This is a genomic window from Paenibacillus sp. FSL H8-0260 (genome assembly GCF_045040625.1).
Lineage (GTDB): Bacteria > Bacillota > Bacilli > Paenibacillales > Paenibacillaceae > Paenibacillus_AQ > Paenibacillus_AQ odorifer.
This window is the reverse complement of sequence record NZ_CP150298.1, coordinates 1321380-1340841: the sequence shown is the minus strand read 5'-3', so window position 1 is coordinate 1340841 and position 19462 is coordinate 1321380. Positions and strand designations below refer to the sequence as shown.

General features: G+C 46.1%; 17 protein-coding genes. 4 read left to right on the top strand and 13 right to left on the bottom strand.

Annotated elements, in window-relative coordinates; translation table 11 throughout:
• Positions 1-177: 177 nt before the first annotated feature.
• Complete coding sequence (locus MHI51_RS05765) at positions 178-672, bottom strand: DinB family protein (protein ID WP_036686798.1); 495 nt, start codon at positions 670-672, stop codon at positions 178-180.
• Positions 673-892: 220 nt separating this feature from the next.
• Between MHI51_RS05765 and MHI51_RS05760 the strand changes: the two genes are divergently transcribed.
• On the top strand, positions 893-1456 hold the full coding sequence (locus MHI51_RS05760) for a CGNR zinc finger domain-containing protein (RefSeq protein ID WP_405173666.1): 564 nt from the start codon (positions 893-895) through the stop codon (positions 1454-1456).
• Positions 1457-1766: 310 nt separating this feature from the next.
• Here the strand turns inward: MHI51_RS05760 and MHI51_RS05755 are convergent, their stop codons facing one another.
• The 3 genes from MHI51_RS05755 to MHI51_RS05745 all read right to left on the bottom strand — a co-directional run bounded on the left by MHI51_RS05755 (position 1767) and on the right by MHI51_RS05745 (position 4885).
• Entirely contained in the window at positions 1767-2294 is a 528-nt protein-coding gene (locus MHI51_RS05755; RefSeq protein WP_076277911.1) for a GNAT family N-acetyltransferase, read from the bottom strand.
• A 61-nt stretch (positions 2295-2355) separates the two neighbouring features.
• Positions 2356-2844, bottom strand: a complete 489-nt coding sequence (locus MHI51_RS05750) for a DUF6933 domain-containing protein (protein ID WP_036686793.1) — start codon at positions 2842-2844, stop codon at positions 2356-2358.
• 61 nt (positions 2845-2905) lie between these two features.
• Positions 2906-4885: a GTP-binding protein gene (locus MHI51_RS05745; RefSeq protein ID WP_405173665.1), complete on the bottom strand. Its 1980-nt coding sequence runs from the start codon at positions 4883-4885 to the stop codon at positions 2906-2908.
• A gap of 187 nt (positions 4886-5072) precedes the next feature.
• Between MHI51_RS05745 and MHI51_RS05740 the strand changes: the two genes are divergently transcribed.
• The gene (locus MHI51_RS05740) at positions 5073-5864 is read left to right on the top strand and encodes an SDR family oxidoreductase (protein WP_405173664.1); all 792 of its coding nucleotides are present in this window, start codon (positions 5073-5075) and stop codon (positions 5862-5864) included.
• 85 nt (positions 5865-5949) lie between these two features.
• Positions 5950-6921 (top strand): S-layer homology domain-containing protein, encoded by a 972-nt coding sequence (locus MHI51_RS05735; protein WP_076187528.1) that lies wholly within the window; start codon positions 5950-5952, stop codon positions 6919-6921.
• A gap of 2000 nt (positions 6922-8921) precedes the next feature.
• Here MHI51_RS05735 and MHI51_RS05730 read toward each other — a convergent pair.
• A complete protein-coding gene (locus MHI51_RS05730; RefSeq protein ID WP_342410487.1) occupies positions 8922-9728 on the bottom strand; it encodes a hypothetical protein in 807 nt (268 codons plus the stop codon).
• 169 nt (positions 9729-9897) lie between these two features.
• Here MHI51_RS05730 and MHI51_RS05725 point away from each other — a divergent pair, with 169 nt between their 5' ends.
• Positions 9898-10953, top strand: coding sequence for a GIY-YIG nuclease family protein (locus MHI51_RS05725; protein ID WP_342410486.1), 1056 nt, complete (start codon positions 9898-9900; stop codon positions 10951-10953).
• Between the two features lie 45 nt (positions 10954-10998).
• Here MHI51_RS05725 and MHI51_RS05720 read toward each other — a convergent pair whose 3' ends face one another.
• The 8 genes from MHI51_RS05720 to MHI51_RS05685 all read right to left on the bottom strand — a co-directional run bounded on the left by MHI51_RS05720 (position 10999) and on the right by MHI51_RS05685 (position 19368).
• Positions 10999-11340 (bottom strand): hypothetical protein, encoded by a 342-nt coding sequence (locus tag MHI51_RS05720; protein WP_076277906.1) that lies wholly within the window; start codon positions 11338-11340, stop codon positions 10999-11001.
• A gap of 184 nt (positions 11341-11524) precedes the next feature.
• On the bottom strand, positions 11525-13753 hold the full coding sequence (locus MHI51_RS05715) for a Tex family protein (protein ID WP_405173663.1): 2229 nt from the start codon (positions 13751-13753) through the stop codon (positions 11525-11527).
• A 171-nt stretch (positions 13754-13924) separates the two neighbouring features.
• On the bottom strand, positions 13925-15124 hold the full coding sequence (locus MHI51_RS05710) for an MFS transporter (RefSeq protein WP_076100052.1): 1200 nt from the start codon (positions 15122-15124) through the stop codon (positions 13925-13927).
• A gap of 172 nt (positions 15125-15296) precedes the next feature.
• Complete coding sequence (locus MHI51_RS05705) at positions 15297-15905, bottom strand: TetR/AcrR family transcriptional regulator (protein ID WP_081383506.1); 609 nt, start codon at positions 15903-15905, stop codon at positions 15297-15299.
• Between the two features lie 156 nt (positions 15906-16061).
• Complete coding sequence (locus tag MHI51_RS05700; RefSeq protein ID WP_036686777.1) at positions 16062-16412, bottom strand: type II toxin-antitoxin system PemK/MazF family toxin; 351 nt, start codon at positions 16410-16412, stop codon at positions 16062-16064.
• 3 nt (positions 16413-16415) lie between these two features.
• Positions 16416-16697 (bottom strand): CopG family ribbon-helix-helix protein, encoded by a 282-nt coding sequence (locus MHI51_RS05695; protein ID WP_025698676.1) that lies wholly within the window; start codon positions 16695-16697, stop codon positions 16416-16418.
• A gap of 215 nt (positions 16698-16912) precedes the next feature.
• The gene (alr, locus tag MHI51_RS05690; protein WP_036686775.1) at positions 16913-18094 is read right to left on the bottom strand and encodes an alanine racemase; all 1182 of its coding nucleotides are present in this window, start codon (positions 18092-18094) and stop codon (positions 16913-16915) included.
• Positions 18095-18282: 188 nt separating this feature from the next.
• Positions 18283-19368, bottom strand: a complete 1086-nt coding sequence (locus MHI51_RS05685) for an outer membrane lipoprotein carrier protein LolA (RefSeq protein WP_076129533.1) — start codon at positions 19366-19368, stop codon at positions 18283-18285.
• Positions 19369-19462: the final 94 nt, after the last annotated feature.

Genomic DNA, 19462 nt, shown 5'->3' with positions numbered 1-19462 from the left:
TGATTAGTTTCTGAGCCCATATCCATATCGCGTTTTAATTTATCCAAATCAACCAAAAAAAACAATATAGAATATATACTCGTGCCTACCAGAGTTGCACACAAAAAAACCGTACCTCCGCTGACCCGGGTATACCGGAATAGCAGTGTACGGCTTGTATTTTTAAATGTGGAGGTTCTAATTAAAACTACGGTTGGACACCCATGAACCCTGCAATTTACGCAGCATAATAATTTGTCCAGTATGGTAAGAATCGTGTAGGATAAGGCTCATTACCTCTTCTCCTGGCGCATGACCCGAACCGCCCCAATCATACGCGCCTTCTTCCAACGCTTCAATGATTTCTCTAAGAGCAGCATGCACGTCCTTCAGGTCTGCAACGGCTTTCGCCCATGCTTCTTCTCCTTCAGCTGTTACAGTAAAGGTATCATCGTTGCTTTCAGCATCGGGTTGTTTGGGCAACCCTTTTAGCTTTCGCAGCAAACGCACCTTATAATAAGTTAGATGGTTAACCGTTTCCCAGATAGAATTGGCCGCCCCACCCTCTGGCTTCCAGAGAGCCTGTTTGCTATCCACACCTTCCAGCGCATCGCTAAGCGGCGGAGCCCAATCCTCGATATCCATGCAATAATCCCAATTTTGGAGCAAGACCTCACTGATTTTATTTTGCATGTTCAACCTCCTAAAAATTTGTGTAAACATAAACTTCATGGTGTAGCTTCAAAAAGAACTACTTTAAAGCGAACTAATATGTAACGACTTAAACTACAATATAGTAGTTACAAAAGAAATGTAGCATAATTCCAGATTGTATTCAAGTAACTAGCTAAACATATTTTTAACTGTTACAATGATTTGTAATGAGCGTTGAATCGGAAAGGATGAACAGACCGTGTTGTGGGAGGATTTCATTAACAGCTACTGGCGGGATTGGCGAACAGGAGATAAGAATAAAGATCGGGACAGGCTCGATGAAGAAGAATGGGTTTTTAAATGGCTGAAGGAGTATTCTCTTTTAGAAACACAGATGCCGAACACGATAGAAATGGCGCAGCTTAAAAAGCTTCGCTCACTACTATGGAACTGGGTACAGGCTATTGTGCAAGGAAACACAGTGTATGGAGAAATGCTTGAACAGCTCAATATCTATTTGGACAAGGGTCCTGTTACACGGCGAATTGTGTGGAAAGGCGACGAGCAAGCGGAAATAAAGCTGTTGCCACTTCATAGCGGTTGGGAGCAGGTGATGGCGGAGATTGCGGCGTCTTTTGCCGAGGCATTGCTTGAAAAAGAACCCACAAGATTCCGCATCTGCGAGAATCCCGATTGCCTCTGGGTCTATTATGATGATACACGCAACCGCTCCAAGCGGTACTGCGATGACAAAGCTTGTGGCAACCTTATGAAGGTGCGGCGCTTCCGGGCGCGGAAGAAGGCTGAGTCTGAGAGGGAATAGGCGGTTGTAGCAACGATACTCCGGTTTGCGGTGGCTTGCTACGGCAGATTATGGGCAAGTGGAAAAAGGCTGGCAGAGCTTTATGAACTCGTAAAATAACTGCATTTCATACACTTATTCCGCATCCAAAGGGGATCATCAAGACTTTAATTGTATTCTGTACACTTAAAAACTAGAAAATGTGCCCATAGAGTAATAAATCACAAAAATAGATGTACGAAATACAGTTATATCCTTTGGCGGGTTATTTGCAGGATTATAGTTGTACAAAATACAGTTAAAAGCTTCTGCACATCGCTCTCCTTGGCTCTTAACCCCCAACAACCCCAATATCCCTCCACCCGATCATGATCTCTTCAACGAGCTCATTCCCAATCTTCACTTCTTTTGTCGCAACAGATTGCCCACCCACTTTGTGGTAGAAATGAATCGCGGGATTTCCTGTCACCACCCAAGTCATGAACGAGCTATAATTTTTCTCCAATAAATTCTGTGCTACGCTTCTTATGAGTTGCCTTCCAAGACCCTTTCCTTGCTGTTCCTTAAGCAAATAGAGTGCATATAGCTCCGCATCATAGAGATCAGAGAGATCTGACCCTCTTCGCGCTCCTCCATTTGCAAAACCAATAATCGTCCCAGCCCCATCTTCGGCCACATACATAACCTCGTCTTTATTGGGGTTTTCAAAATTCCGAATCCAGAGCTTTCTTCTTGCTTCCACTGTGATTTTATCGAGAAACTCGTCCGAAATTAGCCCTCTGTACGTGGTTTTCCAACTCGCAGCGTGGACAAAAGCGATCCCGTCTATATCACTAGCTGTTGCTTCTCTAATCTTCAATTTATTTCCCCCTCAGATTTCCGATAAAAGCTTCAGCTAGTCCAAGATTGACAGTACTTGCTTATGAATAGTAACTATTTAAGGATTCTCTAAAGACATTAATGGGCTCTTTATAATCAATAGGTTTATATATAATAGTGTTCAACCACTTATTCCTCTCAAGCAAGCTGCTGAAATCACTTTGAGCTACCGAATTGTATAGTGTTATTTCATTCATTGTTCCAAGTACACTTTTATTATTTGTACGGGATATAGTGATTTCTCCGGCCTCTAATAAATACTGATTTATGAGCTGCTTCTTAAAACCCTCCTGCAATAAATACTCCTTAAGTTCTATTCTGAACTTTTCAACCAATTTATCAGCTTGACCACTTCTTATTCCATCCAATAATATACATAACCGGCTTGCATCATGTACAAATAAAATATGTTTTTTTCTGAGCTGCATAATATTCACATGCCAACTAAAAAAGGAGGAGATGTCTTCTACTTCTACTGGAGCTACTTTCATATCTTTTAATAATTTCTGAGTATATCTTAGTACTAACATCGCTGACACGCTCCTTTGTCTTCACCCTGCCTATTAGTCTCAATAGTCCTTCTACCTCAATTTACCCTTGCAGTGCCTTTCGCACGCTTAATATATATTTCGCCTGATCAAGTGGGTTCACGCCCCGGCGGGTGCGCTCAGCAGATACGTCTGGTGGACATTCTTCATAGCCGGCAAAAAAAGAAGTAAACGTGCTGCGCCCCTTCGTGTAGGAGCTTAAGCTGACAGGATAATCGAGCGACGTTGCCAGCGGCAGACGTCCTTCGATAATCATCCGTTCGCCTTGCAGCACGGGAGGCTCGAACGTGCCGCGCATCTGCACGAGGTCGTTCATCACCCGGCCGCCATTCTCCTCAGGAACCACGATGCGAACCTGCAGAATCGGCTCCAGAAGCTTAGTGCCTACCCGAGCGAGTCCGTCCATAATTCCCATCGGAGTCGCCACAGCAAAATCCAGCGGATGGGTATGCCATACATGATGCTGTCCCTCGGTCAAGGTCACTTTAAGGTCGGTAACCTCCCAGCCATACAAACCCTGCTGCAAGGCTTCCGGTACACGACGTGCGGTTTCGCTCTGGTATTGCGGCAGCAGATCGGAACTCCGCACTATCGAATCATAGACTAAACCACTGCCCGGAGGTCCAGGCTCAATCTGAAAGCGTAGAATCGCCCAGCACGGTTTCGGCATCGTGTAAGCGATAAAACCTTCGCCGGCACGGGCTGGCGTTTCTTTATATATGACAGAAGGCTGACCGAAAGTAACCTTCAGCGCATATCGCTCCTCCAGAACACTGTTCAGAATCTCCAGCTGAATCGGTCCCATTACTTTGATATGCAGCTCCCGCTCATCCTGCAGCCACTGTGCATCCAAAAGCGGATCTTCATCCGCCAGCTCCTGCAGCGCCCCGATAACCTTATGGTCATCCATTTCTGGCTCCCAGAATACACGCACCGTTAGCAGCGGTACAGCCAGCTTCGCCTCCTCCGGAATGGCCCCCGGATGGCCGAGCACATCTCCGATGCGCACCCCGGAAAGACCATAGATAACAGCAATATCTCCCGCTTCAAGCGCTCCGACATCCTCGGTCCGACCACCTTCGACCTTGCGGATCTGGGTCACTTTTCCCTGAATATCCTGCGTATAATTCATCAGCGTATCGCGGTTACGGATCGTCCCTTCATAAAGGCGGACAAACGCCATCCGTCCCATACTTTTATCACGTTGAATATTGTATACGATGCCTGACACCGGACCCTCCACATTCCCACCAGCGCGTGGAAAATACTCAACCATCGCATCCAGCAAGGCAGTAATCCCAAGCCCCTTGGCGGCGACGCCATAAACCATCGGAAAAAAGCGACCTGATGAGGAGGCTGTTTTCATATATTTTTTCCATTCAGCCAAATCAATCGGACTACCTGACATATACTTCTCCAACAGCTCTTCGTCCCGTTCAGCTAAAGCCTCTAATAATTCTGTTCGCTTGTTAGCATCAGCTTCATTCTCCCATAAATCTATTGCTCCTATGTACTCCTTCTCTTTGCCGATCGGTTGCTGAACTGGAATGATATCACTAGACAAATAATTTCGCGCCTCTGCCAGCACAGCTTCAGAGTCAGCACCTCCACGATCCATTTTGTTCACAAAAATAAGTGTGGGGATTCCCAGCTTGCGCAGCGCGTTCCAGATCATCTCGCTTTGGGCCTGCACACCCTCCACGGCTGAAAGAACAAGCACCGCACAATCCATCACCCGCAAAGACCGCTCAACTTCGGACAGAAAATCGACGTGCCCCGGGGTATCGACCAGATTAATCTGCACACCTTTCCAAGCAAAAGAAGCCAATGCCGCCCGTACGGAGATCCCCCGCTGCCGCTCCACATCCATAGAATCCGTCAATGCCGTCCCCGTATCTACGCTGCCAAGCGCTCGAATGCGACCGCTTTCATACAAAATATGCTCCGTTGTTGTTGTCTTCCCGGCGTCCACATGGGCAAATATCCCCACATTAATCCGTTCTGCTCCCTGCTGCTGAATCATCTATAGTTCCCCTATCATGAGCTAGATTTATCTAAATTTATCTGAATTTATATTATTTACATCCTTATGTTCCATAGTAATATATCCATCCACGTTGTTCCACCCTCCAGTTCAAATGGTTAGATTCAGCTATGCCGGGTATGTAATTACTAATATAAGAAATTTAACGCCGAGGAGGAAATTCATCATGACAGATAAACGTTTACAGGATAAAGTTGCAGTGGTTACAGGTGCTGGTTCCGGTATTGGAAAAGCTACAGCGATACGGTTTGCCCAACAGGGAGCTAAGGTATATATGCTTGACCGCACTCCCGAGGATTCCTATGAAACTAAACATGAGATTGAATCTATTGGCGGTACAGCAACAGTAATTGAATGCGATGTCTCCAATCCAGGTCTGGTCGAAGAAAGTATTCGTAAGGTTGGGGAGGCGGCCCAGAAGATTGATATTATTTTTGCCAATGCTGGCATTAATGGTACATGGTCTCCCATCGAAACACTAGAAATCGAAGATTGGGACCAGACACTGAATACCAACCTACGCAGCACCTTTGCCACAGTAAAATATGCCATCCCCCATATGAAAGAAAATGGCGGCAGCATCATTATCACCAGCTCCATTAACGGCAACCGAGTATTCTCGAACATTGGCGCTTCCGCTTACTCATCTTCCAAGGCAGGACAAGTTGCTTTTATGAAAATGGCGGCACTAGAGCTGGCGCAATACGGCATCCGTGTAAATGCCATCTGTCCTGGATCAATCGATACACAAATTGGAGATAATACGTATAAAAGCGATGATCTTCAAGAAGTGAAGATTCCTGTGGAATTTCCGGAAGGTAATCATCCGCTGGAAAATGCACCAGGTAAGCCTGAGCAGGTTGCCAATCTGGTATTATTTCTCGCATCGGATGAATCTTTTCATGTGACGGGAACTGAAATTTATGTAGACGGTGCCGAATCGCTACTGCGTGGATAATATTTTACTTGAATCGTTATAATATTTTAAATTCTATGCAACATTTTGGTCTAATCTACCATCTAAGAGTATGGAGGTGACGCAAATGAAAAAACCATTATTCATAAATAACGCTAAAAAAATGACTATAGCCTGCGGCATTTTGGCAGCGAGTGTGTCTTTTGGGGCATCCGCTTTTGCTTTTTCAGATTTGAAAGGTGATCCTGCGGAAGCAAAAATCAACTCTTTGCATAAAGAGGGGATTATAAACGGAGTAGACAAAGATAAGTTTGCTCCTAAATCTAAAGTAAGCTTTGCGCAAGGGATACAATTCATCGTTGGGGGTCTGAATCTGACTCCGCAACCAGCGGCAGGTAGTAGTTCTTCCAAAGCCAGTGATTATTTTGATAAAGTGAACGACAAGGCCTGGTATGCTTCGGCTTTCCTGACTGCCAAGCAAAATGGCCTTTCACTCGACCGGACAGTGGATCCTAATGGAACTATCACCCGTGCTCAGTTCGCGCACTTATTGACGCAAGCGTTGCAAAGTAAAGGTAACTTCCCTGTTACGCTGATGTATGTAGACATTAAGGATGGCGATAAACTCTCTACGGAGGTTATAAATAGTCTCCAGATCCTGCTGAATACACATATTGCTACACTCGATAAGAACGGTAGTTTCCGGCCGAATGATGCTATTACCCGCTCTGAAGCAGCCGCTCTGATCTATGATGCAGCCGCTTTTGCTAAACGTGTAATTGTATCTAATGGCAGTCCCACTACTCCAACCTACGAAACAGAGGTTACGTTGACCAAAGCGGGTGAAGGCGTAAATAAAGCCACCCTTACCGTTAATAATCTACCTAACCCCGGGTATGGGCTGGTGATTGAGCGAATCGAATTTGGTAAAGACAATACGGCTGTAATTTACTTTAACGTGACTGCTCCTGAACCAGGGAAAATGTACGCGCAGGTGATCACAAAAGCATCTGTTGCCACTTATCTGCCAGATGGATACAAAGCTATCGCTCAACCTGTAACTGGCTCCGCCTCTTATTCGTCTAGCGCGGCACAATAATATAAATTGAACTTGAGGGTTTTAGAGTTAAGGGCCAGTCGCAGCTGCGGTGAATATTTGGGCTTCCAGCTGCCGTTTATGATGGCTGAGATACGGAGAAGCTTATGCTTACGAAGATGGCTTTCCTGTGGAAAGCTATAGGGAGGGCATTATCACTCTTACAGTTCTAAAGTTCCCCTTCGCCTCTCTTCCCTTTCCTCAGGTATCTAAGTTCATTTTTATAAACAAATAAGGGATGCCTCAAAAGCCATCATATGGCTACTGAAGCATCCCTTATTTGTTGTTTGTTGTTCCTTCCCCCTTTATCCCAACTCCAAACTCTGATTCATTAGGTAACGAATGCAGCCGCTATCGAACTACATAATTGCTATTGTCTTAAAAAACATCCAATATGGGCCTATTTCTAACGAATAGCTGCACTGGGCCGAACTGTGCTCCAATCGCAATAAATTTGCAAATAACGTCGCTGGGTTCGCAAGCTAACTCAGGCTCAGAAATGCTGATTACTTAGCAGTGATGAACATCAGACTTCGAGCGATTAGATCATATTCGTGTGCAAAGCTACTTGACGGGGATGAACATCAAACTTCGAGCGATTAGATCATATTTGTGTGCATGAAGCTACTTGACGGGGATGAACATCAAACTACGAGCGATTAGATCATATTTGTGTGCATGAAGCTACTTGACGGGGATGAACATCAAACTACGAGCGATTAGATCATATTTGTGTGCATGAAGCTACTTGATGGGGATGAACATCAAACTTCGAGCGATTAGATCATATTTGCACGGACGCAGCTGCTATCGGACCCAGATGACCTTATTCGCAGAAAAATGCCAATTTCACGATACTATCGGACTCCACCATCGCTATTGGCACAAAAAGCACCATAGATATGCCTTTTTCTAATGAATAGCTGCACTGGAGTCCGAAACTATGCCCTAATCGCTAAAAACACGCGAATAGCGTCATCTGGGTCCGTTAGGCTCAGCGTGTATCAACGAATATGAAAATCCGCTAAAGCAGGTAGCCAAAAACAAAATACAAGTCAGCGATGCTCCAATGTTTGCGGTATGCGAACGTAGCAGATGGGTGTGTAGTAGAGAGGTGTGCAGCAGGTAGGGCACAGCAGTTAGTGTACAGCAGGTAGTGTGCATCAGTTAGGTATGCATCAGTTAGGTATGCATCAGTTAGGTATGCAACAGATGGATTTGCACGGATGGGGTTGCAGTAGCTATCGGACCCAGATGACCTTATTCGCAGTATAATCGCACATTTGGACTACAAAAGGACTCCATCGTCGCTATTGGCACAAAAAGCACCATAAATGTGCCTTTTTGTAATGAATAGCTGCACTGGAGTCCGAAACTGTGCTCCAATCGCTAAAAACACGCGAATAACGTCATCTAGGTCCGTAAGGCTCATCCTGTATCAACGAATATGAAAATCCGCTGAAGCAGGTACCCAAAAACAAAATACAGATCAGCGATGCTCCAATGTTTGCGGTATGCGAACGTAGCAGATGGGTGTGCAACCGCTAGGTGCAACAGTTAGGTATGCAGTAACTAGGTGTTCAGTAACTAGGTGTGCATCAGTTAGGTATGCATCAGTTAGGTGTGCAGCAACTAGGTGTTCAGTAACTAGGTGTGCATCAGTTAGGTATGCATCAGTTAGGTGTGCAGCAACTAGGTGTGCAACAGAAGGATTTGCAGCGGATGGGGTTGCAGTAGCTATCGGACCCAGATGACCTTATTCGCAGTATAATCGCACATTTGGACTACTAAAGGACTCCATCGTCGCTATCGGCACAAAAAGCACCATAAATGTTCCTTTTTGTAATGAATAGCTGCACTGGAGTCCGAACCTGTGCTCTAATCGCTAAAAACACGCGAATAGCGTCATTTGGGTCCGTAAGGATCAGCGTATACCAACGGACGTGAATAATAAGTTGAAGCAGGCAAACAGCGTCCATAATAGCGCCGTCTGAGTCCGTAAGCTAAGGCGTCCATTGATCATGAATAATGCCGACTAATGCATGGTCTTCTCCGATCTTTTCGAAGACTAGGCGCAGGCTGCGCCAATCCATACCCTCGACAGAAGGATCGATACCAGCAATATGATATTCAACGAAATCATATTGCTCCTTAGGATACACTTCGTTTAAGTTATTGATCGTCGTCCCTTGCCCAAGCCCCTTGTTCACAGCAATTTCGGCCTTCTGAATGAAGTCCGCATCATAAACAAACCGCTTGTAGTAATCTGCAAATGTCAGCTCGATTAAATCACCGGAGCCAGCAAATGTTCGCCAGACTCTTTTGGTAGAGTCATTCATTAATCCTTCTACTTCCTCCCGGGTGAATACAAGATCATTTTTTGTATCCACGTATGCATATGGAGAGAAACGTAGCCCTTTATCCCGATGTACCCATGCCGCTAATTGCTTCATATTCTTATTCTTAATGGAGTTCATTACCGTAGACGCCGCTTCCTCAACTAATGGCGGCAATCCCTCTAGATCCTGCGGCTGCCCCGTACTTGATGTCTCAGTCTCCTGTGGTGATTCCGTAGTAACCGCTGACTGTGCAGTTTGTGTCTGCTCTGGCGTCTGCTTTTGTGTCTGCTCTGGTGCCTGCTCGGGTATCGGCTTTTGCGTGTGCACTGGTGTCTGCTCTGGCGTCTGCTCTTGTGTCTGCTCTGGCGTCTGCTTCGGCTCCGTCCCTGCTTCTGGCGTTCCGCTACATGCTGTAAGCCATAACATTGCTGCTATCAGCGCCAGCCCACCGATTTTTTTTGCGAAGTACATAAGATCCCTCCTTAGCTTCGATCCTTCACTCTTTAGACTGATTTGAACAAATGAAGGTTGCAAGCTTATACTAAAACTATCAATCATACAACTCTTATGAGAGGGCGGGGTTACCATTCATTTAACAGAAAAACTTAAAAGCCTTCCCCTAACTCCCGGCGTTTATCTCATGAAGGATAATCTCGGTCATATTATATATGTTGGCAAGGCAAAACAGTTAAAACGGAGAGTCCAATCCTATTTTCAAAACTCAAAATCTCATTCCCCAAAGGTTAAGCAGCTTGTAAGAAATATTAAAGATCTGGAAATCATCCTTACGGATACCGAATTCGAAGCCTTTATGCTGGAATGCAAATTAATTAAAGAGATCAAACCCATGTACAATAAAAAAATGAAAAATCCGCAGGCTTATACCTATATCGTAATAGGAGCGAATGAAAAAATACGTTCGTTAGAGATTACGTATGATCCTGCGGTCAAAGAAGGCACTCAGGTTTTGGGTCCCTATACAAGCAGAAGCACGGTTGAACGGGCAGTACAAGGCATTAAAGAAAGCTCAAAAATCCTTTGCAGCAACCCTAGCTTTAAAAATTCCCTATGCCTAAACCATTCGCTTGGCCTATGCATAGGGATGTGTGCAGGCGGAGATGCCGCTGTTCAATATAATAAAATTATTGATCGGGTCATTGGCTTACTAAACGGCTCAGATTCCAGCATCCTCGAGGAAATGGAGCAGCGGATGGCAGTGGCCGCGGAGCACTATGACTTCGAAACCGCCGCCAAATACAGGGATTATATTGGAGCTGTCAGCTTCCTGATTCACAAAGAGAAGGTCATCGAATTCGCTCAAGAGAATCAGAATATTGCAGTTCTTGAGGCCATGAATGAACAGACGCTTAAACTCATTCTGCTCAAGGGCAACCTTATCCTGTCCCATACCAAGCTACAATATGATCAACCGGATATCACCCACCTGCAAGCGGCAATAAAGTCAGCGATTATGACCACTTTTCACAGTGAACCCAATCAGACCCCGGCAGCGATCGGCCGCCATGAAATTGACGAAGCACAAATAATATACAGCTATTTAAAAAGCAGCTCCTGCAGCTACATCATCATTCAAGAGGATTGGCTTGCAGCTGAGCAACGTTCCAATATGGAGGCTTCGGTAAATGAGCTGTTGCAGATTTTTTTAAATGCGGTTCCTTCTCATTCCTATAATTAAAAGGTACGGGTTGTAACTGCGGTGAATGTTTGGACTTCCGGCTGATTATAGTAAACGGCGGCCTGCCTTTGCAGGCTGCATTTTTCGGTTTTGCTTCTTCAACAATCTTTTATAGCGTTTCTGAGTGTAAAGCACCTCACCCGCCTCCATTACCGTTTCCTTCGCCTCATTAACAACCAGCTTAGTTTCCTCCACACATTCCTTCATACGATTGATCTCCGATTTGAATCCCTCAGATCTGTCCTTCGCCTGCTCCAACGTGATCTGAATGTTTTCCTTCATCTCATCTATAGGTTCTTTCAACCCCTCTACTGATTGCTTAACTCCGTCAAGGGATTGCTTCAGGCCATTCACACTATTTTTTAATTCTTTCAATGGATTTCCCACATCTATCTCCTCCTAGTAATAAGCCATTAGTTCAACTGTTACTCTAAACTTACCCAAAGAGTGCACGTCCTTCACTCCTATAATGACAAAAAGGGTTCCAACTAAAAATAATCAACAAGAAGCCAGTCCCCAATAATGGAGGCTGGCTTCTTGTTGTCGTTCTTTGAGGATCACTGCGATCTGTCTACTTTACGCTTCCCGCCTCAACACGCGGCGGACGCATCGTCAAGCTGACCCGGCCCTTCTTCAGGTCAACCCCCATCACCCAGACGGTGACATTGTCTCCTACGGAGACAACGTCCATCGGGTGCTTCACAAAGCTGCCGCTGAGCTGGGAAATATGCACCAGCCCATCGTTTTTGATGCCGATATCGACGAATGCGCCGAAATCGATAACGTTGCGGACGGTTCCCTGCATTTCCATGCCAGGAACCAGGTCCTCGATCTTCAGCACATCGGTGCGGAAGATCGGCAACGGCAGCTCCTCGCGCGGATCGCGGCCCGGACGCTGCAAGCTCTCCAGGATGTCGCGCAGCGTAGGTACGCCGACATCCAGCTTCACAGCCAGCTCCTCGGCATTTTGCACCTCAAGCTGTGAGGCCACTTCTTTGCTGCCAAGCTTATTCACATCGAGGCTTAGCTCACGGAACAAACGATCCACCACCGGATAGGACTCGGGGTGAATAGGCGTGCGGTCCAAGGTGTTGTCTCCACCCGGAATCCGCAGGAAGCCGATACATTGCTCATAGGACTTGGCACCTAGACGAGGTACCTTTTGCAGCTGCTTCCGAGTCGTGAACTTGCCGTTCTCTTCCCGGAATTTAACGATATTCTTAGCAATTGTTCCATTAACCCCTGCCACATAAGAGAGCAAAGCAGGAGATGCCGTGTTCACATCCACACCAACATGGTTTACCGCTGATTCCACGACGGCTTTAAGACTCTCCTCCAGATGCTTTTGGGAGACGTCATGCTGGTACTGTCCCACACCAATAGCTTTCGGATCGATTTTCACCAGCTCCGCCAGCGGGTCTTGCACACGACGGGCGATAGAAGCCGCGCTGCGCTCCGCTACATCCAGATCCGGGAATTCCTCCTGCGCCAGCTTGGAAGCCGAATAGACACTCGCTCCCGCTTCATTAACGATCAGGTACGCCAGCTCTGGATTACCAATCTCGGCAATCACTTCTGCTGTAAACTGCTCCGTTTCACGCGAGCCTGTACCATTGCCGATTACGATGAGCTGAATGCCGTACTTAGCAATCAACTCTTTGAACTTAGCAGCAGCTTCGAGCTTCTTGTTGTTCGGCGGCGTCGGATAGGTCACAGCTACCTCTAGCAGCTTACCTGTATCGTCTACAACAGCCAGCTTACAGCCAGTACGGTATGCAGGGTCAACACCCAGCACACAACGTCCCTTTACTGGCGGTTGCAGCAGCAGGCTACGTAGATTGCCAGAGAAGATCGAAATCGCCTGGTTCTCCCCACGTTCGGTCATCTCTCCACGAACTTCACGCTCTACAGAAGGAGCAATCAAACGTTTGTAGGCATCCTCAGTCACTGCTTCCAGCAGTTCCTTCACCGGGGATGGCCCTTTAATGATCTTCCGTGCGATATAGGCATGAATTTTATCAGTGACGACCTCAATGCCTACCTTTAATATATTTTCACGCTCACCACGGTTAATTGCTAGGATGCGGTGAGGTGGCATTTTGTGTACAGGTTCACGGTAACTATAGTAATTTTCGTATACAGATTCTTGTTCTGCATCCTTTGCTTCAGACACAAGAATACCTTGACTTGCTGTATACTGGCGAACCCAAGAGCGGATCGCAGGATCATCTGCTATGTTCTCGGCAATGATATCCAGTGCGCCTTGCAGCGCTTGGTCTGCGCTCTCTACTCCCTTTTCCACATCAATATATTTCGATGCTTCAGTCTGTGTATCCCCTTGTCTTTGCTGCTCCAAGATCCAGTTAGCAAGCGGCTCAAGTCCTTTTTCCTTCGCAACACTAGCCCGCGTCTTACGCTTTTGCTTGAAGGGACGATACAAGTCCTCTACTTCCTGAAGCTTGACCGCATTGATAATTTGCTCATGAAGCTCCTTGGTCAGCTTGCCCTGCTCTTCAATATTGCGTATAACGTCTTTTTTACGTTCGCCTAGATTGCGAAGATAACCCAGCCGTTCTTCAATATCACGAAGCGCATTCTCGTCCAGCTCACCCGTCATTTCCTTCCGATATCTGGCGATGAACGGAATGGTATTTCCCTCATCCAACAGTCCTACCGTAGTGCGTACCTGTTTCAAACTAATGTTCAATTCCTTGGCAATCGCTACGGTTATCAATTCCTGCTCCCGCTGTGCGTTTGCCTCATCCGTAATGACTTCCGTATTGCTGTTATCTACCGCCATTAGTATCCCTCTTCCCGTACACAATCTGCTTATACATATCTTGATCTCATAATTAAAATAGTATCACAGATTCGGCTCTGCACCAAAGACCAGCCCGAATAGCGCGCTTTGTACTGAACCGCTGTGCGATAAAGCGAGGCATGGTAGAGTGGTCAAGCCCGGATTCGGCGATTACGCCCGCTGTCCCATTCCCCGTTTGCCGGAACTCAGTGACAATACAAAACACAAAGCCAGAACGAGCGCGGCTGCCCCATATGGGAAGTTAATACTAAGATCAAACAAATACCCTGCGACGATAGGCCCAGCAATATTTCCGAGACTTGTATAAGCTGAGTTCATTCCCGCTACGAAACCTTGCTGCGATTCTCCGGCCATCTTGGAAAGCTGTGTGCCTACTGCTGGACGCAGAATATCCATTGCAAAGAACACAATAAAGGTAACCGTAATAATCGCCCAAAAGCCGCTTACAAACAAGGTCAGCAGAATAAACAATGATGAGACTATAAGACAAGTGGAGATCACCTTGTTCTCCCCGAATTTATTCAAGATCCAGCCAAACGCGGACACCTGCACCACCGCACCTGCAATAGAACCAAAGGTAATTACAAAAGCGATATCCTTAGGCGTAAAGCCAAATTTATGGTCCACGAACAATCCGAACACCGTTTCATAATTAGCCAGCCCAAAAGCCATAACAAATACAATAATTAAGCCGAAAAAATACGGTTCGCGATAAGAGCGCATCAGCTGCGTCAAGAAGCTTTCCTGATTATTTTTTGATAACGTCGCTTCCTTACGTTTCTCTTCAGATAGAGACTCAGGCAAAATTAAAACTGTAATTAGAGCTGCAACTCCAGCTGCACCCGCTGCACAGAAAAAGGGTACCCGCATTCCAAGCTCAGCAAGATAACCGCCAATCCCAGGACCAATAATAAAGCCGGTGGTAATGGCTGCATTAATTAGCCCCATTCCTTTAGCTCTCTCTTCAAAAGAAGTCGTGTCCGCTACATAAGCCATAACTGCCGGCATAATTAAAGCAGCTCCTGCACCACCAAGCAATCTCGAAACGAACAAGAGCCAAGGTACATTGGCCAGACCAAAAATCAGCTCCGATATCGCAAACACGATCAAACCTGCTACAATCACCTTTTTTCTACCGATTCTGTCGGATAATCTGCCGGCAAATGGCGATATTAATAATTGGGCAAGCGAGAAGGAGGCGACCAAGAGCCCGACAGTACTTCCGCTGATCCCAAGCTCATTCATGTAGGTTGGCATTATTGGGACTACTAGCCCAATTCCAGTAAAAGCCAGAAAAATATTAAGCATAACAAGCAGCATAGCGCCTCTGTTTCTAAGTAACAATGACATTGTATTAACCCTCCGTGTGTTTAAAGCCAAAACTTCGAATATTATGCATGTTAAGACCGACCATCCGGTCTAAATAATAGTAAAAAAATAACCCTTCCTATTCCGGTGCCTTTGAGAAGCTTCAGCCTTCATGTTCCTGAATGTAAAGCTTCTTTTCATGCCCCTCGTTATCTTACCCCGTACGGATCCCTTGTAATAATAAATTTACTGCTTCCCGGTAATATTTTTTTATATCCTCCTGGGTCTTCTCATGAATCGAGAATTCAGAAACTCTTCCAATCCCTTCAAGCATGCCACTCACGATGATTACATAGTTCTCTAAGTCGCCCTTTACCAAATATCCCGTTTCAATACCTTCCTTCAAAAGATCACGACAAGCATGTGAGGCTGCTTCATAAAGAAGTGAAAGCCGCTTGCTAATCTCTTCCGGGTGGCATCTGCTTCTGGAGAATTCCTCGAGCGCATGAATCAATGGATTCTGAAAATCATTTGCGTAGTGTTCGGCTAACGCATAAAATCGTTCTTCGATTCCTACAATTTCCTGTTTCTTATCATCCCACGCTTGCAGCCACTCTAACGTATCCACTTCCACTACAAATAGAAAAAGCTCATCCTTGCTCGGAAAATGGTGATAAAGACTGCCTTTACTGACATTCGAGGCTACACAAACTTCATTCATAGTTACGGCAGCATAACCCTTCTGTACAAACAGCTGCGTGGCCTTGCGCACAATTCTTTTTTTAGTTTCTTCTCCGTCTGAGCGTCCTTTGATTCTAAGCACCTCCTAAACCGACCGTACGGTCTAATAATATCAGATCATTTTCAAAAAGTGAAGACCTAACGATTCTTTATTTACTATACGCAAAAACGCACATTAAAAGACGCCCGGATTCGTACCCGAGCGCCAATCTCATGAGTTATCTATAACCTAGGGTGATTAAAAATCAATCAGACCAAGGCTGATTTGCAGCGATTCATCCACCTTTTTCATCGTTTCATCATCAAGGTGGGTGATCTTGTCAGTTAAGCGTTGTTTGTCAATCGTCCTAACCTGTTCCAGCAAAATAACAGAATCTCTGTCAAAGCCATGAGCAGCTGCGTCAATTTCCACATGTGTAGGTAACTTAGCCTTCTGGATTTGGGCTGTGATTGCAGCCACAATTACCGTCGGGCTAAAGCGATTGCCAATATCGTTCTGGATGACCAGAACTGGCCTTACTCCGCCTTGTTCAGAACCTACAACCGGCGAAAGATCAGCAAAAAAAACATCGCCACGTTTAACGATCAATGTCTACACCCCGCTTACTAAGCGGCCAAGAGTGCTGTCTGCATCTTCCTCCGCGAGGAAAGCCTCGCATGCCATGGTCAAGTTGATCTTAGCCATTTCCATGTAGCCGCGCTGCATGGACTCCCGGATGGAACGTTTCCTCCGTTCGCTCAAGTACAGCTTCATGGCCTGCCTAATCAATTCACTCCGGTTGGAATTCTCCAATTGAACAATTCCGTCCACTTCCTGCAAGAGATGATCGGGCAAGCTGATCATGATTCTTTTGGTGTTCTGCAAATTAGCCACCTTCTCTTCCACCCCCACAAACCTTCTGCCCTTGTGTTCCAGTGTTACAATATACAAGGAATTTTATACAAGGAATATATGCCGCCAGTATATCAAGTATGCTGCATCCCATTATAAACTAGAAATGGTGGTTCGTATAGGCTTTTAGTCACATCTCCTAATACGATACAATTCCTTCTATTTTCTCCCTTGTATAACATCACTGTCAAGAACTTTCAGTTTGTGAGCAGAGCATTTACTAATTTAGGAAGTGTGCCTTCACTTATATAAACGCGGGGCACCCGATGAGCCAACATGCAGATAACCTCGTAGTGAATTGTTCCAAGCTGGAGAGCCAACTCGTCTGCCGTGATCATCACGTCAGCTTGACGGCCGATGAGAACAACTTCTTCGCCTGCTTTAATTTGTTCCGCTTCTGCAGCGAAAGATTTGAGTGATACCATACACTGATCCATGCAGATTGTTCCGACGACAGGAACGCGGCGTCCACGTATTAGCACCTCCGCTTTGCCAGTTAGCATGCGGGAATATCCATCTGCGTACCCCACAGGTAGCGTTGCAATAATCTCCTCGCTCTCTGTGATGTACCTAGTGCCGTAACTGACGCCCCAATCGGCAGGCAGGCTTTTGACATATACAACCTGCGTCTTCAGCGTCAATACCGGACGTAGTTCTACCAGTTGACGGTTCACCTCTGTGGAGGGATAAAATCCGTACAAGCTGATGCCTACACGCACCATATTGCTGGATAAATAAGGTGAATCAATGGCCGTAGCGCTATTGCCCGTATGTATGATCGGGATCTGAATGTTCTGCTCCCGCAGCGTTTCCGCCACGCTCATGAACCGTCGATGCTGTTCCAGTGTATAGCTTTTGTCTTGTTCGTCTGCCTTGGCAAAATGGGTAAACATACCCTCCAGCTCCGCCTGCGCAACAGACTGCACTTCAGAGATAAATGCAGGTGCGTCAGCTGGTAAAAGACCCAGTCGTCCCATCCCGCTATCAATCTTGATATGCACCTTCAGCCGATGTTCCGGATCTATAGGAAGCTGTCTTATAGCCTCCAGTACCTCCGGTGTGAACAGTGTTACAGTTACATGGTTCTCCCAGGCAACGGCTATTCCTTCTGGGGAAGTGTAGCCAAGCACCAGTATAGGAATCAGTATTCCCGCCTGACGCAGCTCCAATGCTTCATCCAAAAAAGCCACACTAACATAATCTGCTCCGAGTCTTTCCAGCTCCCGTGTCACTTCCACTGCTCCATGGCCGTACGCATTTCCTTTGACGCATCCCATAAACTTTGTCTCTGCCGGCAAGTAGCGGCGAAAGGCTTCGTAATTGGCACGCAAATCATCCAGATTAATTTCGGCTACTGTCGGTCGATAGCTTGCTTGCACTTCAAGTCACCTTCTTACGTTGTAGTAAAACGTCATTGCTGCATTGCATTAATCATTGTCTTAGTACCAATGGTAATGCTACAGAAGGTGGCTGTCAATGTGTGCTGGAGCCCCGGCAAATAAAGAAAAGCGGATACTACGTTGTAGAGGAAAGAATCCCACAAAACGCAGTATCCGCCTACTTTTTATTATTTACCCGATTGTGCCTCCATAGAAGCGGCAATTTGCATCATTTCATTAGCAGGAAGATTGGCACTTGTAATTCGGTACTCTACTCCCTCAGACATCCAAGTCAATGTCTGCTGCTCATCCCCACTCAGAACTCCCCATGTAAAACCAAGGTCTTTCAGGGTTCCAGGCGCCAGTGCTACCGCACGGTCCAGTGGACGGGATTCCATAATAGTGTACTGATAAATCCCATCATATCGGATGAGAACAGCATGGTCTTTGTTCCCCTCCAATTTATGCGAGTCCTTAAACTCGACACCAGCTGGAATATAATCAGGTTCAATGATCCCAAAGTCTCCAAGCTCTGCAGCCACTGGTTGCTCAGCCGGTTCTTGGCCTTCAGGAGCTGTAATTGGATTACCATTCTCATCAACCTCAGCTACTGTGCTCTCTGCGGACTTACCCGAGGCCATGTTCTTTTCCATATCAAAAGAATCCTTGGTGAAATCCGTATCGAATTTGAAGGTGTCAAACTTCACGTTTACAACTACCTTCGCTTCAGAATCCGAGACTTGAACCTGCTTAGGTTCATAAGTCTTTTTATCAAGCCAAATCTTTTGTCGTACAAGGGCATTGCTTTGATAATTCGCGGCTACCTCGAACACATAGTTATCCCCATCTTCCACAAATTGCCGATTATTATCCGAAACTATGCCACGAACCAACGTCTGATACAGATAGACCTGACCTTGATCATCCGGCCAATCGCTTTGGAAGCGGAAGCTCTTATTCATACTTGGTGTGAGTACGAATACTCCCTCATCATTACGAAGTACGATCTGCGTAATATCCTTCTGAACATTTGCCAAGCTGATCCGGTAGTAGGAAGGATTCTTGTACCATACCTCTACCTTATACTCCTGCGGCTGTTCCCCGGTATACAGGGTCATTGTGCCAGAACCTTGGTACGTTCCCTGCTTACTTTCCAACTTGTCAGCCACATTGTTCAAATCCTTGACTACGGAAGCGGCATCCTTCTTCCCGCACCCCGTCATCACCAGGGCCACGCTCATAATGATCGCGAGTACCCATGTTATCCGGCGCATGACATCATCCCCTTAACCTGTTTTGAATGCATTGATTAGTACATGTCTATGAGGGACTTGGCCGCAATATGCAGACGGGCATGACAAGCGTGCA

Coding starts and splice junctions, on each gene's coding strand:
- MHI51_RS05725 (WP_342410486.1), top strand. CDS start 9,898: ATGAAGGATAATCTCGGTCATATTATATATGTTGGCAAGGCAAAACAG.
- MHI51_RS05735 (WP_076187528.1), top strand. CDS start 5,950: ATGAAAAAACCATTATTCATAAATAACGCTAAAAAAATGACTATAGCC.
- MHI51_RS05730 (WP_342410487.1), bottom strand. CDS start 9,728: ATGTACTTCGCAAAAAAAATCGGTGGGCTGGCGCTGATAGCAGCAATG.
- MHI51_RS05710 (WP_076100052.1), bottom strand. CDS start 15,124: ATGTCATTGTTACTTAGAAACAGAGGCGCTATGCTGCTTGTTATGCTT.
- MHI51_RS05765 (WP_036686798.1), bottom strand. CDS start 672: ATGCAAAATAAAATCAGTGAGGTCTTGCTCCAAAATTGGGATTATTGC.
- MHI51_RS05715 (WP_405173663.1), bottom strand. CDS start 13,753: ATGGCGGTAGATAACAGCAATACGGAAGTCATTACGGATGAGGCAAAC.
- MHI51_RS05750 (WP_036686793.1), bottom strand. CDS start 2,844: ATGTTAGTACTAAGATATACTCAGAAATTATTAAAAGATATGAAAGTA.
- MHI51_RS05685 (WP_076129533.1), bottom strand. CDS start 19,368: ATGCGCCGGATAACATGGGTACTCGCGATCATTATGAGCGTGGCCCTG.
- MHI51_RS05745 (WP_405173665.1), bottom strand. CDS start 4,885: ATGATTCAGCAGCAGGGAGCAGAACGGATTAATGTGGGGATATTTGCC.
- MHI51_RS05740 (WP_405173664.1), top strand. CDS start 5,073: ATGACAGATAAACGTTTACAGGATAAAGTTGCAGTGGTTACAGGTGCT.